The 14,265-nt window shown below is 63.4% G+C and carries 13 protein-coding genes; 8 read left to right on the forward strand and 5 right to left on the reverse strand.

Annotated features, from left to right (window positions below; translation table 11 throughout):
- Nucleotides 1-414: 414 nt before the first annotated feature.
- Nucleotides 415-1,719, reverse strand: coding sequence for a guanine deaminase (guaD, locus tag CLV89_RS14095; protein ID WP_106164446.1), 1,305 nt, complete (start codon nucleotides 1,717-1,719; stop codon nucleotides 415-417).
- Nucleotides 1,720-1,863: 144 nt separating this feature from the next.
- Nucleotides 1,864-3,123 (reverse strand): urate hydroxylase PuuD, encoded by a 1,260-nt coding sequence (locus CLV89_RS14100; RefSeq protein ID WP_106164312.1) that lies wholly within the window; start codon nucleotides 3,121-3,123, stop codon nucleotides 1,864-1,866.
- A 109-nt stretch (nucleotides 3,124-3,232) separates the two neighbouring features.
- On the opposite strand from CLV89_RS14100, the gene CLV89_RS14105 reads away from it, so the two are divergent.
- Nucleotides 3,233-4,147 (forward strand): LysR family transcriptional regulator, encoded by a 915-nt coding sequence (locus CLV89_RS14105; protein ID WP_106164313.1) that lies wholly within the window; start codon nucleotides 3,233-3,235, stop codon nucleotides 4,145-4,147.
- Between the two features lie 72 nt (nucleotides 4,148-4,219).
- Here the strand turns inward: CLV89_RS14105 and uraH are convergent, their stop codons facing one another.
- On the reverse strand, nucleotides 4,220-4,576 hold the full coding sequence (uraH, locus tag CLV89_RS14110; protein WP_106164314.1) for a hydroxyisourate hydrolase: 357 nt from the start codon (nucleotides 4,574-4,576) through the stop codon (nucleotides 4,220-4,222).
- Nucleotides 4,577-4,793: 217 nt separating this feature from the next.
- Between uraH and puuE the strand changes: the two genes are divergently transcribed.
- The 3 genes from puuE to CLV89_RS14125 all read left to right on the forward strand — a co-directional run bounded on the left by puuE (nucleotide 4,794) and on the right by CLV89_RS14125 (nucleotide 8,227).
- Entirely contained in the window at nucleotides 4,794-6,209 is a 1,416-nt protein-coding gene (puuE, locus tag CLV89_RS14115; protein WP_106164315.1) for an allantoinase PuuE, read from the forward strand.
- Nucleotides 6,206-6,712 carry an ureidoglycolate lyase gene (locus CLV89_RS14120; protein WP_106164316.1) on the forward strand — a complete coding sequence of 169 codons (507 nt, stop codon included), beginning with the start codon at nucleotides 6,206-6,208 and terminating at the stop codon, nucleotides 6,710-6,712. The genes puuE and CLV89_RS14120 overlap by 4 nt, the downstream gene beginning before the upstream one ends.
- Nucleotides 6,713-6,787: 75 nt before the next feature.
- Nucleotides 6,788-8,227 (forward strand): uracil-xanthine permease family protein, encoded by a 1,440-nt coding sequence (locus CLV89_RS14125; protein ID WP_106164317.1) that lies wholly within the window; start codon nucleotides 6,788-6,790, stop codon nucleotides 8,225-8,227.
- Nucleotides 8,228-8,364: 137 nt separating this feature from the next.
- Here the strand turns inward: CLV89_RS14125 and CLV89_RS14130 are convergent, their stop codons facing one another.
- A complete protein-coding gene (locus CLV89_RS14130) occupies nucleotides 8,365-9,195 on the reverse strand; it encodes a bifunctional allantoicase/(S)-ureidoglycine aminohydrolase (protein ID WP_106164318.1) in 831 nt (276 codons plus the stop codon).
- A gap of 184 nt (nucleotides 9,196-9,379) precedes the next feature.
- Here CLV89_RS14130 and CLV89_RS14135 point away from each other — a divergent pair, with 184 nt between their 5' ends.
- A complete protein-coding gene (locus CLV89_RS14135) occupies nucleotides 9,380-10,645 on the forward strand; it encodes a glycerate kinase type-2 family protein (RefSeq protein WP_106164319.1) in 1,266 nt (421 codons plus the stop codon).
- Between the two features lie 6 nt (nucleotides 10,646-10,651).
- Here the strand turns inward: CLV89_RS14135 and hpaR are convergent, their stop codons facing one another.
- Nucleotides 10,652-11,086, reverse strand: coding sequence for a homoprotocatechuate degradation operon regulator HpaR (gene hpaR / locus CLV89_RS14140; protein WP_106164320.1), 435 nt, complete (start codon nucleotides 11,084-11,086; stop codon nucleotides 10,652-10,654).
- A gap of 129 nt (nucleotides 11,087-11,215) precedes the next feature.
- Here hpaR and CLV89_RS14145 point away from each other — a divergent pair, with 129 nt between their 5' ends.
- The 3 genes from CLV89_RS14145 to hpaD all read left to right on the forward strand — a co-directional run bounded on the left by CLV89_RS14145 (nucleotide 11,216) and on the right by hpaD (nucleotide 14,198).
- Nucleotides 11,216-11,611 (forward strand): 5-carboxymethyl-2-hydroxymuconate Delta-isomerase, encoded by a 396-nt coding sequence (locus tag CLV89_RS14145; protein ID WP_106164321.1) that lies wholly within the window; start codon nucleotides 11,216-11,218, stop codon nucleotides 11,609-11,611.
- Nucleotides 11,608-13,119, forward strand: a complete 1,512-nt coding sequence (gene hpaE / locus CLV89_RS14150; RefSeq protein WP_106164322.1) for a 5-carboxymethyl-2-hydroxymuconate semialdehyde dehydrogenase — start codon at nucleotides 11,608-11,610, stop codon at nucleotides 13,117-13,119. The genes CLV89_RS14145 and hpaE overlap by 4 nt, the downstream gene beginning before the upstream one ends.
- Before the next feature lie 98 nt (nucleotides 13,120-13,217).
- Nucleotides 13,218-14,198, forward strand: coding sequence for a 3,4-dihydroxyphenylacetate 2,3-dioxygenase (gene hpaD / locus CLV89_RS14155; RefSeq protein WP_106164323.1), 981 nt, complete (start codon nucleotides 13,218-13,220; stop codon nucleotides 14,196-14,198).
- The last annotated feature ends 67 nt before the right edge of the window (nucleotides 14,199-14,265 follow it).

Raw genomic sequence — 14,265 nt, forward strand, 5'->3', positions numbered from 1 at the left:
CCTGCGTCGCCGCCGCCCCGTCCAGTCTGCCACCGTAGCGCCTCAGCGCCGCCGGTAGAGGGGGTTCTAAGGTTAGACCCAATGAGCCGCAACCCAAAAATACCAAAACCGCACAAAAAATGCGAAACTTCTGTGAACTATGTTTAATATCAAAGCGTTAAGCCTTCAAAAAACACTTCCACCCCACCGCTTTCGCCCCGCTCCACCCGCCAAACACATCCCCAACTCCCCGCCAAAACCCCTTATCCACAAGCCACCCCCACTTACCCACAGACTCAACCGCGGAATCGCGTCGCTGCTCGCAGGCCAAACCAACAAAGCGAGTCGCACCCAGCGCGAAACCCAGCCGCAAAAACAAAAAAGCGCAGAGGAAACCCTCCGCGCCTTCTGAACGACCGATCTGGTGATCTGGTCTCAGGTCTTCGGCTTGCTCGCCTTGCCCGCCACATAGACCTCTGCCACCGCCCGGTCATCGCCAAGCATCTGTAGGATGAACAGCTCCTCACTCAGGGATGAAGCCGCCTCTGCCCGCAAGGCCATTGCCGGAGTGGCCGACACGTCCATCACCACGATGTCCGCTTCGGTGCCCACATCCAGTGTGCCGATCTGATCGACCTGCCCCAGCACCTCGGCATTGCCGCGCGTGATCCAGTGGAAGGCGCTCAACGGATGCAGCTTCTGGTTCTGTAGCTGCAGGACCTTGTAGCCCTCATTGAGGGTCTGCAGCATCGAGTAGCTGGTGCCAGCGCCGATATCAGTGGCGATGCCGTTGCGAATACCTTTGCCGCGCAGGCCTGCGTCATCGAACAACCCGCTGCCGAGGAACAGGTTCGAGGTCGGGCAGAACACCGGCTTGCCCCCAACATCCGCCAGCAGCTCGATCTCGCGCGGTTCTAGGTGGATCGCATGGCCCAGCAGGGTCTTCTCCCCCACACACCCGTAGCGCTCATAGATACCGAGGTAGTCCGGCGCGTCCGGATAGAGGCTGAGGGTGAAGTCGATCTCGTCGCGGTTCTCCGACAGGTGCGTCTGCACATAGGCCTCGGGGTGTTCGCGCACCAGGGCGCCCGCCGCCTCCAGCTGCGCGGGCGTGGAGGTGATCGCGAACCGTGGAGAGATCGCATAAGACGCGCGCCCCTTCCCGTGCCAACGCTCAATCAGCGCCTTGGTCTCGTCATAGCCCTGCTGCGCGGTATCGGTCAGACCTTCGGGTGCGTTGCGGTCCATCATCACCTTGCCGCCGATCATCCGCATGTTGCGGCGGGCCGCTTCGGCGAAATAGGCCTCGGCCGACGTCGGATGCACCGAGCAGAACGCCACCGCCGTTGTGGTGCCATGGCCGAGGATCAGGTCATAAAAGCCGCGCGCCATCCGTTCTGCGTGGCCTGCGTCGGCAAACTGCACCTCCGCCGGGAAAGTATAGGTGTTGAGCCAGTCCAGGAGCTGCTCACCCCAGGAGGCCACCACCTGCACCTGCGGGAAATGCAGATGCAGGTCGATGAAACCGGGCATCAGCAGATGCGGGCGGTGGTCGACCACCTCGGCGCCTGCGGCCTGCGGCGCGATCTCGGCATAGGGGCCCTGTGCGGTGATGCGCCCGTCCTGCATCAGGATCGCGCCATCCTCTATATAAGAGTAGGCAGCGGTGTCTTCGGGCCCGGTGGGCTCGGCATGAAAACTCAGCGTGCGGCCACGCAGAAGGGTCGCGGAAGCGGACATCATAGATCCCCTTAGTTCGGTATCAGAAAAACAGGTCAGCCCAGGCGCCCCCTGCACCGCGTCAGCGGTGCGCGGCCCGGCGGGCGCGGCTGCATTTTAATGCTGTTGCGACGGGCGGGTGTGCCCCGACCGGCAAGACGGTGCTCAGTTGCCGGCCATATAGAAGGGCAGCTTTGCCGCGCCATCGGCAAACCACTTGCGGATCAGCGCGCGCTCGTCATCTTCCATATAGGTGACATTGGCGGGCGGCATGGCATGGGTGGCCCCGGCCTGCAGATAGATCTGGCGGGCGTATTTCGCCACATCCGCCTCGGTTTCCAAGAGCACGTTCTTCGGCGCCCGGCGGATGCCCTCATAATAGGGCTCGCGTGCATGGCACATCGCACACCGTCCCGGCACCACGCTCATGATGTCATCGAAATGCTCCGAGCCGGCGTAAGCCAGCTCGGTCTGTGTCAATTCACGCGCCTCGGATTCCTCGTAGGTGTCCTGCATCAGCGGTGCCTGGCTCAGCGCCATGACGGCAATGAACAGCAGGATGGTGACCGGCCAGGTCCAGGTCGGATTGCCGGTGCCCGCATGCAGCGTGTTGAAATAGTGCCGGATCGTCACCCCCATCAGGAACACCAGCGCCGCGATGATCCAGTTGTACTCGGTGGCAAAGGCCAGCGGGTAGTGGTTGGACAGCATCAGGAAGATGACCGGCAGCGTCAGGTAGTTGTTGTGGGTCGACCGCAGCTTGGCAATCTTGCCGTACTTTGGATCCGCCGGACGGCCCGCCTGCAGGTCCGCCACCACGACACGCTGGTTCGGCATGATAATGAAGAACACGTTGGCGGTCATGATCGTGGCGGTGAAGGCGCCCAGATGCAGCATCACCGCGCGGCCGGTAAAGATCTGGTTGTACCCCCAGCCCATCGCCACCAGCAGCACGAACAGCAACACCATCAGGACGGTCGGCTTTTCGCCCAGAGGCGATTTGCACAGGAAGTCATAGATCAGCCAGCCGATGCTGAGCGAGGCCGCCGAGATCAGGATCCCCTGCCACAGGGCCAGATCCGCCTTGCCCTGGTCGATCAGGTACAGCTCCCCCCCGGCCCAGTAGACGATCATCAACAGACCGGCGCCAGACAGCCAGGTGGCATAGCTCTCCCATTTGAACCAGATCAGATGGTCCGGCATGTTCTCCGGCGCCACCAGATATTTCTGGATGTGATAGAAACCGCCGCCGTGGACCTGCCACTCTTCACCATGCGCCCCCACCGGCAGATGCGGCACCTTCCGCAGCCCCAGGTCGAGGGCGATAAAGTAGAAGGACGATCCGATCCAGGCGATCGCGGTGATGACATGTAGCCAGCGGACCGCAAAGCCCAGCCAGTCCCACATGATGACAAGCTCTTGCATAGCTCACTCCTTGCGCGTTTGTCCTGACCCTAGGCGAGGGCGTCATTTTCGTGTATCAGGAAAAAATTCCAAGCTGCTTCAAACATAAGCTAACAATGAAATACCCAACATGGCCTATCTGAACAATATCCGCACTTTCGTCCGCGTCTACGAGCTCGGAAACATGTCCGCCGCCGCGCGGGACATGCGCATTTCCGCCGCCGTGGCCTCGTCGCGGATTTCACAGCTGGAAGAACACCTTAAGGTGCGCCTGTTTCAACGCACCACGCGCCTGTTGAACCCGACCGAACAGGGCCAGCTGTTCTATCACGGCGCGGTCAAGATCCTCGAAGCGGTGGAAGAGGCCGAGGCCGATATCTCCAACGTGACCCAGACGCCGCGCGGCACGCTCTATGTGGCGGCTCCCCTTGGTCTGGGCCAGCGGCTGATCGCCCCGGCGGTGCCGCAGTTCAACGCCGCCTACCCGCTGATCAACATCCGCCTGCGCCTGTCGGACCGCAAACTCGATCTGGCCGCCGAAGGGCTGGACGCGGCCTTCTTCCTCGGCCTGCCGGAGGATTCAAACCTCAAGATCCGCAAGATCACCGACTGCCCGCGCGTGCTCTGCGCCGCCCCCGCCTATATCGAGACCCGTGGCCTGCCCCAATCCAGCGCCGAGCTGAAAACCGACGCACATGACTGCCTGAACCTGCGCTATCCCGGCGCGCCGGAATTCCAGTGGCCCCTGCACGGCCCTGATGGCATCCGGCGGGTGGCCGTCACCGGCCCGTTTGAATCGGACCACGGAGATGTGCTGACCCAATGGGCGCTCGACGGTCATGGCATCATCCTGAAGCCCCTGTTCGAGGTTTTCGAACACCTCGCTGAGGGAACGCTGGTGCCCGTGCTGACAGAAGAGCCCCCCGCGACGATCCAGATGGCCTGCCTCTACATGCACCGTCGCCATCAGGACCCGAAGGTGCGGCTGTTCCTCGATTTCATGATCGACCACATTCTGGCGTCTCTGCCCGAAAAGGCCGCCTGAAACGGCAAAAGGACGGCGCCCCATGGCCCCGCCCTTCATCTTTTCCCAAAATACCTCCGCCGGAGGCTGCCGTCAGCTGCCGCGATAGGTGGAATAGCCATAGGGCGACAACAGCAGCGGCACATGATAATGGCTGTCCGCCTCGCTCATGCCAAACCGGATCGGCACTTGGTCGAGGAACATCGGCGCATCCCCCGCCTGACCCGACGCGCGCAGATAGTCACCGCAAAAGAAGACCAACTCATAGGTTCCGGTCTCAAATGTCTCTGCCGGCAGGATCGGGCTGTCGGTGCGACCATCCGCATTGGTCACCGTCTCGGCAATCTTTTCGTTAGAATCACCGCTCACCTTATAAAGCGCGATCTTGATGCCCTCGGCCGGGCAGCCGCGCGCGGTGTCCAGAACATGTGTTGTCAGATATCCGGTCATCTGTGACGTCTCCTTTTTGGCGGTACAATGTTCAACGGAACCGTGCGACAGGCCCACGCCCAATCACGTCTCGCTGATTTTATCGCCATACTGCGAGAGCTTTGCCGCAGATGCACGCAGAAGCGTCAAACAGCACTTTCAAAAAATGCGGTAAAGCCCCGCGGCCATTTCATATGTATAACATGTAAATAACCTAAAAGACGCGGAGATCCCAATCGTGACACGCTATCCCCGAGACATGCGTGGATATGGGGCGCATGCCCCGCATCCCGCTTGGCCCAATGATGCAAAAATCGCCGTCCAGTTCGTGTTGAACTACGAAGAAGGCGGCGAGAACTGCACCCTGCACGGCGATGCCGCCTCCGAGGCCTTCCTCTCCGACATCCCCGGCGCGGCGCAATGGCAAGGCCAGCGCCACTGGAACATGGAATCGATCTATGAATACGGCGCGCGGGCCGGGTTCTGGCGCCTGCACCGCCTGTTCACCGGCGCCGACATCCCGCTGACCATCTATGGCGTCGCCACCGCCCTCGCCCGCAGCCCCGAACAGCTGCAGGCGATGAAGGACGCGGACTGGGAAATCGCCTCCCACGGCCTCAAATGGGTCGAGCACAAGGACATGCCCGAGGATGAAGAGCGCGCCTCGATCAAAGAGGCGATCCGCCTGCATACCGAGGTGGTCGGGGAACGCCCGCGCGGCTGGTACACTGGCCGGTGCAGCGCCAACACCGTGCGTCTGGTCGCCGAAGAGGGCGGCTTTGACTATATCTCCGACACTTATGATGACGACCTGCCCTATTGGCTGGAAGTTGGCGATCACGACCAGCTGATCATTCCCTATACGCTCGAAGCCAACGACATGCGCTTTGCCACCGCGCCCGGTTGGGTCACGGGCGAGGATTTCGGCTCCTATCTGACCGACGCCTTCGATGCGCTTTATGCCGAAGGCGAGGCCGGCGCGCCCAAGGTGATGACCATCGGTCTGCACTGCCGTCTGGTGGGTCGCCCGGGCAAGATCGCCGCACTCAAACGCTTTATCGAGTATATCCAGACCCATGAGGGCGTCTGGTGCCCGCGTCGTGTGGAGATCGCCGAACATTGGGCGGAAAACCACCCGCATCAGCGCCGCACCCGTCCAAGCCGGATGGATCGCGAAAGCTTTGTCGCCACCTTTGGGTCGATCTTCGAGCATTCGCCCTGGATTGCAGACCGCGCCTTTGACTTGGAACTCGGCCCCGCGCATGACTGCGCCGCCGGGGTCCACAATGCGCTCTGCCGCATGTTCCGCACTGCCTCCGACGAGGAGCGCCTCGGCGTGCTCACCGCGCACCCGGATCTGGCCGGCAAACTCGCCAGCGCCGGGCGCCTGACCGCCGAGAGCACCTCGGAACAGGCCAGCGCCGGGCTCGACATGCTGACGGATGCGGAACGCGAGACCTTCACCGCGATGAATGACACCTATGTGGCCAAACACGGCTTCCCCTTCATCATTGCGGTGCGCGACCACGACAAGGCCTCGATTCTGGCCGCCTTCCAGCGCCGCATCGACAATGACCGTGCGACCGAGTTTGCCGAGGCCTGCCGTCAGGTCGAACGCATCGCGCAATTCCGTCTGATGGATCTGCTGCCATGACCCGTGAGTTGATCGCCCAACCGCTGACCGCCGCAGACTTCGCCCCCTTTGGCGAGGTGCTGGAACCAAAGGCGCAGCCCGACAAGCTCATCAACCAGGGCAAATGCGGCCGTCACCACGACCTCGCACAGCTCGACTTTGCCGACGGGCGGGCCGGGATCAGCCTGTTTGATGCTGAGGCCCGCACCCTGCCCCACAAGGTAGACATGGTCGAACGTCACCCCGAGGGCAGTCAGGCCTTTGTGCCGGTCACCGGCGTGCCAATTCTGGTGGTCGTGGCTCCGGATGAAGACGGCACCCCCGGCACGCCGCGCGCCTTCCTCAGCCAGCCCGGCCAGTCGATCAACCTGCACCGGGGCGTCTGGCACGGGGTACTCGCTCCGTTTGAGGCGCCCGGTCAGTATATCGTCATCGACCGCATCGGTGAGGGCGCAAACCTCGAAGAACACTGGTTCGACGATCCCTGGATTGTCACCAAGGTCGCCGCACAAACAGAAGGCTGACCTCCCTCTTTCATCTGGATCATCCCGACCCGCCAAACGAGGCCGGGAGATCCGCCAACCAACAGGGAACAGAAAATGTCTGATACCTCCATCGGGACGCCGGAGCAGCTCCGCGATCCCGACTACATGCCCCCGCTGGCCAAGGCCATTCCGCTGGGCATCCAGCACGTGCTGGCGATGTTCGTCTCCAATGTGACGCCAGCGATCATCGTCGCAGGCGCCGCCGGGTTCGGGTTTGGTTCCAACTCGCCCGATTTCCCGGAACTGCTCTACCTGATCCAGATGTCGATGCTGTTTGCTGGCATCGCCACCCTGATGCAGACGCTCACCCTCGGCCCGGTGGGCGCACGGCTGCCGATCGTTCAGGGCACATCCTTCGCATTCCTCCCGATCATGATCCCGCTGGTTGCGGGCAAGGGCGTCGACGCGCTTGCCGCGCTCTTCGGCGGGGTGCTGATCGGCGGGCTGTTCCACGCCGCTCTCGGCCTCATCATCGGCAAGATCCGCTTTGCGCTGCCGCCGCTGGTCACCGGCCTCGTGGTCACCATGATCGGCCTCGCGCTGGTCAAGGTCGGCATTCAATACGCCGCAGGTGGCGTTCCCGCCATCGGCACACCGGAATACGGCTCGCTGCTCAACTGGTCAGCCGCACTGGTGGTGATTTTGGTGACGCTGGGGCTGAAGTTCTTCACCCGCGGCATGCTGTCGGTCTCCGCGGTGCTGCTGGGCCTCATCGTCGGCTATGTCTACGCGCTGATGGTCGGCATGCTCAGCTTTGACGCCATCGCCGGCTCCTGGGGCAACGCCGCCGCATTTGCGCTGCCGCAGCCGTTCAAATACGGGTTCGAGTTCTCCTTCGCCGCCATCTTGGGCTTCTGCCTGATGGCCTTTGTCTCGGCGGTGGAAACCGTGGGCGATGTCTCCGGCATCACCAAGGGCGGCGCGGGTCGCGAAGCCACCGACACCGAAATCGAAGGCGCGATCTACGCCGACGGGTTCGGCTCGGCGCTGGCCGGGGCCTTTGGCGCCATGCCCAACACCTCCTTCAGCCAGAACGTCGGCCTGATTGCCATGACCGGCGTCATGAGCCGCCACGTGGTGACCTGCGGGGCGGTCTTCCTGATTGTCTGCGGATTGATCCCGAAGGTCGGCGCGCTGATCCGCACCGTTCCGATCGAAGTGCTCGGCGGCGGTGTCATCGTGATGTTCGGCATGGTGGTCGCAGCGGGCATCTCGATCCTGTCGGACGTGGAGTGGAACCGGCGCAACATGGTGATCTTTGCCATCTCGCTCTCCATCGGCCTCGGGCTGCAGCTGGAACCCGGCGCCTTGCAACATGTCGCGGACACGCCGCGCATCCTGTTGACCAGCGGCCTGCTGCCCGCCGCCGTGATCTCCATCGTGCTGAACCTGATCCTGCCGGAAGAGCTGGCGAACGAATCGACCGAGGAGGTCTCCGGCGGCATGTCGGGCCACTCCAAAGGCTCGCTTGGTCAATCGCGCGACGCTGGCTGACGGGCACCCATATGACAGCAAAAGGGCCGCATCGCGCGGCCCTTTTTCATTTTAGCAACAGTCTGGCCGACAGGCCGGACAGCCCCCGACCTTCCCCGGGAGGGGGCTTTACCCCCACCCAGGCTCGGGCGCTGTCCTCAACGCAGCGGTGCCAGCGGCATATGCCGGTTCACATCCTTGTAGAGCAGATAGCGGAACAGCCCCGGACCACCGGCGTAGCAGGCCTGCGGGCAGAAGGCGCGCAGCCACATGTAGTCACCGGCCTCGACTTCGACCCAGTCCTGGTTGAGTCGATAGACCGCCTTGCCCTCCAGCACATAGAGCCCGTGTTCCATCACATGGGTCTCGGCAAAGGGGATCACCGCGCCGGGTTCAAACGTCACGATCGTCACATGCATGTCGTGGCGCAGGTCTTTCGGATCGACAAAACGCGAGGTGGCCCATTTGCCATCGGTTCCCGCCATCGCGGTGGGCGTCACCTCCTGTTCGTTGGTGACAAAGGCCTCCGGCGCCTCGATGCCCTCGACCGCCTGATAGGCCTTGCGGATCCAGTGGAATCGCACTGGCGCATCGCTGCTGTTGGTCAATGTCCACGTGGCGGATGGCGGCAGGAAGGCATAGCCGCCCTCACCCATTTCATGCGCCTGCCCGTCGATGGTCAGCAACATCTGCCCCTCGACCACAAACAGCACCGCCTCGACGCCTGCCTCGGTCTCGGGCCGGGCGGAGCCACCACCGGGCTGCACCTCGGCGATGTAATGCGAAAACGTCTCGGCAAAGCCCGACAGCGGCCGCGCGATCACCCAAAACCGCGACTTCGCCCAGAACGGCAGGAAGCTGGTCACGATATCGCTGTTGGTGCCCTTGGGGATCACCGCATAGGCTTCGGTGAACATGGCCCGGTCCGTCAGGAGCTGGGTCTGCGGCGGCAGCCCTCCGTGGGGGGCGTAATAGGTCGGTTTTGTCATCACATCGCCTTCTCAAAATCTCTGCCCCCATCAAACCGTGTGAGCGCCCTCAGTCCAATCATTTTGATGATCCCAAAAGCATGAAGGATTATAAGGCTCGATTTGAAAGCCCGCCCCATTGACCCCCACCTCAACCGGGGGACACTATGCCCACAACCGCCCTCACGCACAGGACCGCCCGCCAATGACCCAAAGCCTGCACGACACCGCGCTGGAGCTGTTCCGCTGTGCCATTGACCGCGCTGATCCCGCCGCCGCTGTGCGTGCACACCTCGCCACGCAGCCCCTTGCACCGCTTGAGGGCGAGGGCCGCCGCACCGTCATCGCCGTGGGCAAGGCCGCGGTGCCGATGATGCGCGCCGCACTGGCCACCCTGCCCGAGGCCCCCGCCACCGCGCTGGCCATCACCAACCCGGAAAACCAAGCGGATCTCGCCGGGGCCGAGGTCATCACCGGCGCACATCCCGTCCCGGACCAGACCAGCGCCGCCGCCGGGGCGCGAGTGCTCGATCTACTGAAGGACCTCAGCCCACAGGATCAGGTGCTGATGCTGATCTCCGGCGGTGGCTCCGCCCTGATGGTGGCACCAGCACCGGGGCTGACCCTCACGGACAAGGCCGCCGTCAACGAGATGTTGCTGGCCTCCGGGCTGGACATCAATCGCATGAACCTGATCCGTCAGAACCTGTCGCAGCTCAAGGGCGGAGGCCTCTGTCGTGCTGCCGCCCCCGCGCGGGTCACCGCGTTGATCCTGTCGGATGTGATCGGCGACGACTTGCGCGCCATCGCCTCCGGCCCCACCGTCGCCCCGCTCGGCACCGCACAGGACGCCCGCGCACTGCTGCAGGACCAAGGACTGTGGCACACCCTACCCATCGCCGCGCAACCCCATCTGACAGAGGCCGGTGCCGCCCACGAAACGCCTGAGGCGCAAAACATCCTGATCGGCTCCAACCGCTTCAGCCTGGAGGCGATGCGCGACCGGGCCGAGGCCCTCGGCTGGCAGGTGCCAGAGCTGATCGACGACCTCACCGGCGACGTGACAGAGGCCGCGACCCGGGTGCTAGCGGCTGCACACTCCGCCCCCATGGACCGCCCCGTCGCGCTGTTGTTCGGCGGCGAGACCACCGTGCGCCTGACCGGCACCGGCCGTGGCGGGCGCAATCAGGAGCTCGCCCTGCGCATCGCACAGGCGGCAGATGGGCTGGACGGGGATTGGGTGTTCCTCTCCGGCGGCACCGATGGCCGCGATGGCCCCACGGATGCGGCGGGCGGTCTGGTCACCTCGCAAACCTGGGCAGAGATTGCGCAGGCAGGCGCGGACCCAGAGGCATTGTTGAACAATAACGACAGCTACGCCGCGCTGCAGGCTGCAGACGCGCTGGTGAGCATCGGCGGCACCGGCACCAATGTGGCGGATGTGCAAATCCTGCTGCGTCGCCCCGCCTGACGCGGCTCAGTCGTCCAGCTCGTAAAGGTCGTTCAGCAGGTCCAGCAGCGCCTCATAGCGGTCCGGCCCCATTTTCTCGCGCGTGCGTTCGATCAATTCGAGGCTGGCATCGATGTTCTCCTCGATCACCGTGTCCCCTGCCGCGGTCAGGGTAATCACCTGACGGCGACGGTCGGCCTCGTCGCGGACCCGGTTGATCAGGCCCTTCTCCTCCAGCTTCTGCAGGATCCGGGTCAGGCTCGGCAGTAGCAAACAGGCACGATCAGCAATCTGCGTCGGATCGATCGGCCCGCTTTCCTGCACCACGCGCAGCACCCGCCATTGTTGTTCGGTCAGATCAACGTCGCTCAGCAAATGACGAATCGGCCCCATCACCCGCTCGCGCGCGCGCAGCAAGGCAATGGGAAGAGAGCGGTCCGTGGAGGGCAATGCATGTGTCATGCCCTCCTGTATCGCCCTGAACGGCAATCTTGGCAATCATTTCGCGAAGTTAAGTAATTTCCGCAGCCTGTCGTTGACAGCAAGGGCACATAAAGATAACATGTTAAGCAGTTTGGGAGGAGGACCCGAATGCCCCATATCACCTTGGACTACGCACCCCGGCTGGCGCAGATCATCGACATAGCACAGCTCTGCGACCTGTTGCGCCGTGCAGCCATCGACACCGGCGTCCTGCCGCTGGCAGGCGTCCGGGTCCGTGCCTTTGCAGCGGACCACGTTAGCATGGCCGATGGCAACCCCGACTTCATGTATCTCGACATCTCGGTCCGCTTGCGCGGCGGGCGCGACCTGCCCACCCGCAAGGCCGCTACTGAGACGATCTTCAACGCCGCCCGCGCCTATCTCGCCCCGGCGATGGACACCCACCCCATCGCGCTCTCGCTGGAGATGCGCGACATCGACCCCGCGCTTTCGCCCAAATGCGGCACCATCCGCGATCATCTGAGCACAGGAGACCCCGCATGAGCGATCTCGCCGCCAATCTCGCCACACTCGACGCCCTGCTGGACAAACACCGCGCAAGCGGCATCACCAACCTGATCAATGGCGAGGCCCGCCCCGCCGCCTCCGGCCAGACCTTCGAGACCACCTCCCCGGTGGACGAAAGTGTCATCTGCACCGTGGCCCGTGGCGATGCCACTGACATCGACGCCGCCGCACAGGCCGCCAAGGCGGCCTTTCCCGCCTGGCGCGACATGCCCGCCACAGAGCGCAAGGCGATCCTGCATCGCATTGCCGACGGCATCGTTGCTCGCGCCGAGGAGATCGCGCTCTGTGAATGCTGGGACACCGGTCAAGCCCTGCGCTTCATGTCCAAGGCCGCCCTGCGCGGTGCGGATAACTTCCGCTTCTTTGCGGATCGTGCGCCCAGCGCCCGGGACGGCCAGATGCTGCCCTCGCCGACGCTGATGAATGTCACCACCCGGGTGCCGCTCGGCCCGATCGGCGTCATCACGCCGTGGAACACCCCCTTCATGCTCTCGACGTGGAAGATCGCGCCCGCGCTGGCCGCAGGCTGCACCGTGGTGCATAAACCGGCGGAATTCTCGCCCCTTACTGCCCGCATCCTTGCCGAGATCGCCCATGACGCCGGCCTACCGCCGGGCGTGTGGAACCTCGTGAATGGCTTCGGCGAAGAGGCAGGCCGCGCCCTCACCGAACACCCGGACATCAAGGCCATCGCCTTTGTCGGCGAGAGCAAGACCGGCTCGATGATCATGGCCCAGGGCGCGCCAACCCTGAAGCGGGTGCATTTTGAGCTCGGCGGCAAGAACCCGGTTGTGGTCTTTGACGATGCCGACCTGGACCGCGCCTTGGATGCGGCGATCTTCATGATCTACTCCCTGAATGGCGAGCGCTGCACCTCCTCCTCCCGCCTGCTGATCCACCAGGACATCGCCGAGGCGTTTGAGGCCAAGCTGATCGAGCGCGTCAACAATATTCAGGTCGGCCACCCGCTGGACCCAAAAACCGAGATCGGCCCGCTGATCCACAAGGTCCACTTCGACAAGGTAACCTCCTATTTCGACATCGCTCGCAAGGACGGCGCCACCATCGCTGCTGGCGGCGCGCGCCACGGCGACACAGGCTGGTTCGTCCGCCCCACCCTCTTCACCGGGGCCACAAACGACATGACCATCGCGCAGGAGGAAATCTTCGGCCCGGTCCTCACCGCCATCCGCTTCACCGACGAAGACGAGGCGCTGAACATCGCCAATGACACCCAATATGGCCTCACCGCCTATGTCTGGACCAACGATGTGACCCGCGCCATGCGCTTCACCAACCAGCTTGAGGCTGGGATGATCTGGGTGAACTCGGAAAACGTCCGCCACCTGCCCACGCCTTTTGGTGGCGTCAAAGCATCCGGCATCGGGCGCGACGGCGGCGACTGGAGCTTTGAGTTCTACATGGAACAAAAGCACATCGGCTTTGCGATCGGGCACCACAAGATCCCCCGCCTCGGCGCCTGAACCCTTCATCTTTTCCCAAATACCTCGGGGAGCGCGAGGGGCAGAGCCCCTCGCATGTCGCCCTAACATTCGGCCTGTCCATTCGGAGGAGACCCGACATGCCCATTCCCGCACCGACCCTCTACCCGCCCTTCAACATCACCCGCCTCAGCCATGTTGAATACGGCGTCACCGATCTTGCCGCCTCCCGCGCTTTCTATGTCGACATCCTCGGCCTGCAAGTCACGGCAGAGGACGACAACCGCATCTACCTGCGCGCGATGGAGGAACGCGGCCATCACTGCATCATCCTGCGTCAATCCGACAGCGCCGGCGTCTCCTGCCTCGGCTTCAAACTCTACGACACCCCTGAACTCGACAAAGCCGCCGCCTTCTTCGAGGGCAAAGGCCTGCCCGTGGAGTGGATCGAGCGCCCCTTCATGGGGAAGTGCTTCCGCACCCGCGATCCATGGGGTGTGCCGCTGGAATTCTACGTCAAGATGGACCGCCTGCCGCCGATCCACCAGAAATACAGGCTCTACAACGGCGTCAAACCGCTGCGCATCGACCACTTCAACATGTTCTCCGCCAATGTGGACGAGGCGATCGCCTTTTATGGCGAGATGGGATTTCGCGTCACCGAATATACCGAGGATGACGAGTCCGGCCGCGTCTGGGCCGCATGGATGCACCGCAAGGGCGGCGTGCATGATGTGGCCTTCACCAATGGAACCGGGCCGCGCCTGCATCACACCGCCTTCTGGGTGCCAACCCCGCTCAACATCATCGACCTTCTCGACCTGATGGCCACCACCGGCTACGTCGCCAATATCGAACGTGGCCCCGGCCGCCACGGCATTTCCAACGCCTTCTTCCTCTATGTGCGCGATCCTGATGGCCACCGGATTGAGATCTACTGCTCGGACTATCAGACCTGCGACGCAGACCTGGAACCGATCAAATGGTCCCTCACCGATCCTCAGCGTCAAACCCTCTGGGGCGCACCCGCGCCGCGCAGCTGGTTCGAAGAAGGATCGCTGTTTGACGGTGCCGAGATCCGCGACAGTGATCTCAAGGCACAACCGATCATCGCGCCGTAACACACCAGAGGGCAGCGCCTGACCGGCCCCCGGAAAGGCGCTGCCCGGGCCAAAGCCCGAACAAGGG

Origin of the sequence: Tritonibacter scottomollicae, from assembly GCF_003003215.1 — a bacterium.
GTDB lineage: Bacteria > Pseudomonadota > Alphaproteobacteria > Rhodobacterales > Rhodobacteraceae > Epibacterium > Epibacterium scottomollicae.

What these genes read in the sequence shown, in the direction of transcription:
- guaD (WP_106164446.1), bottom strand. Translation starts at nt 1,719, where the DNA reads ATGTCCGCTTCCGCGACCCTTCTGCGTGGCCGCACGCTGAGTTTTCAT.
- CLV89_RS14100 (WP_106164312.1), bottom strand. Translation starts at nt 3,123, where the DNA reads ATGCAAGAGCTTGTCATCATGTGGGACTGGCTGGGCTTTGCGGTCCGC.
- CLV89_RS14105 (WP_106164313.1), top strand. Translation starts at nt 3,233, where the DNA reads ATGGCCTATCTGAACAATATCCGCACTTTCGTCCGCGTCTACGAGCTC.
- uraH (WP_106164314.1), bottom strand. Translation starts at nt 4,576, where the DNA reads ATGACCGGATATCTGACAACACATGTTCTGGACACCGCGCGCGGCTGC.
- CLV89_RS14120 (WP_106164316.1), top strand. Translation starts at nt 6,206, where the DNA reads ATGACCCGTGAGTTGATCGCCCAACCGCTGACCGCCGCAGACTTCGCC.
- CLV89_RS14125 (WP_106164317.1), top strand. Translation starts at nt 6,788, where the DNA reads ATGTCTGATACCTCCATCGGGACGCCGGAGCAGCTCCGCGATCCCGAC.
- CLV89_RS14130 (WP_106164318.1), bottom strand. Translation starts at nt 9,195, where the DNA reads ATGACAAAACCGACCTATTACGCCCCCCACGGAGGGCTGCCGCCGCAG.
- CLV89_RS14135 (WP_106164319.1), top strand. Translation starts at nt 9,380, where the DNA reads ATGACCCAAAGCCTGCACGACACCGCGCTGGAGCTGTTCCGCTGTGCC.
- hpaR (WP_106164320.1), bottom strand. Translation starts at nt 11,086, where the DNA reads ATGACACATGCATTGCCCTCCACGGACCGCTCTCTTCCCATTGCCTTG.
- CLV89_RS14145 (WP_106164321.1), top strand. Translation starts at nt 11,216, where the DNA reads ATGCCCCATATCACCTTGGACTACGCACCCCGGCTGGCGCAGATCATC.
- hpaE (WP_106164322.1), top strand. Translation starts at nt 11,608, where the DNA reads ATGAGCGATCTCGCCGCCAATCTCGCCACACTCGACGCCCTGCTGGAC.
- hpaD (WP_106164323.1), top strand. Translation starts at nt 13,218, where the DNA reads ATGCCCATTCCCGCACCGACCCTCTACCCGCCCTTCAACATCACCCGC.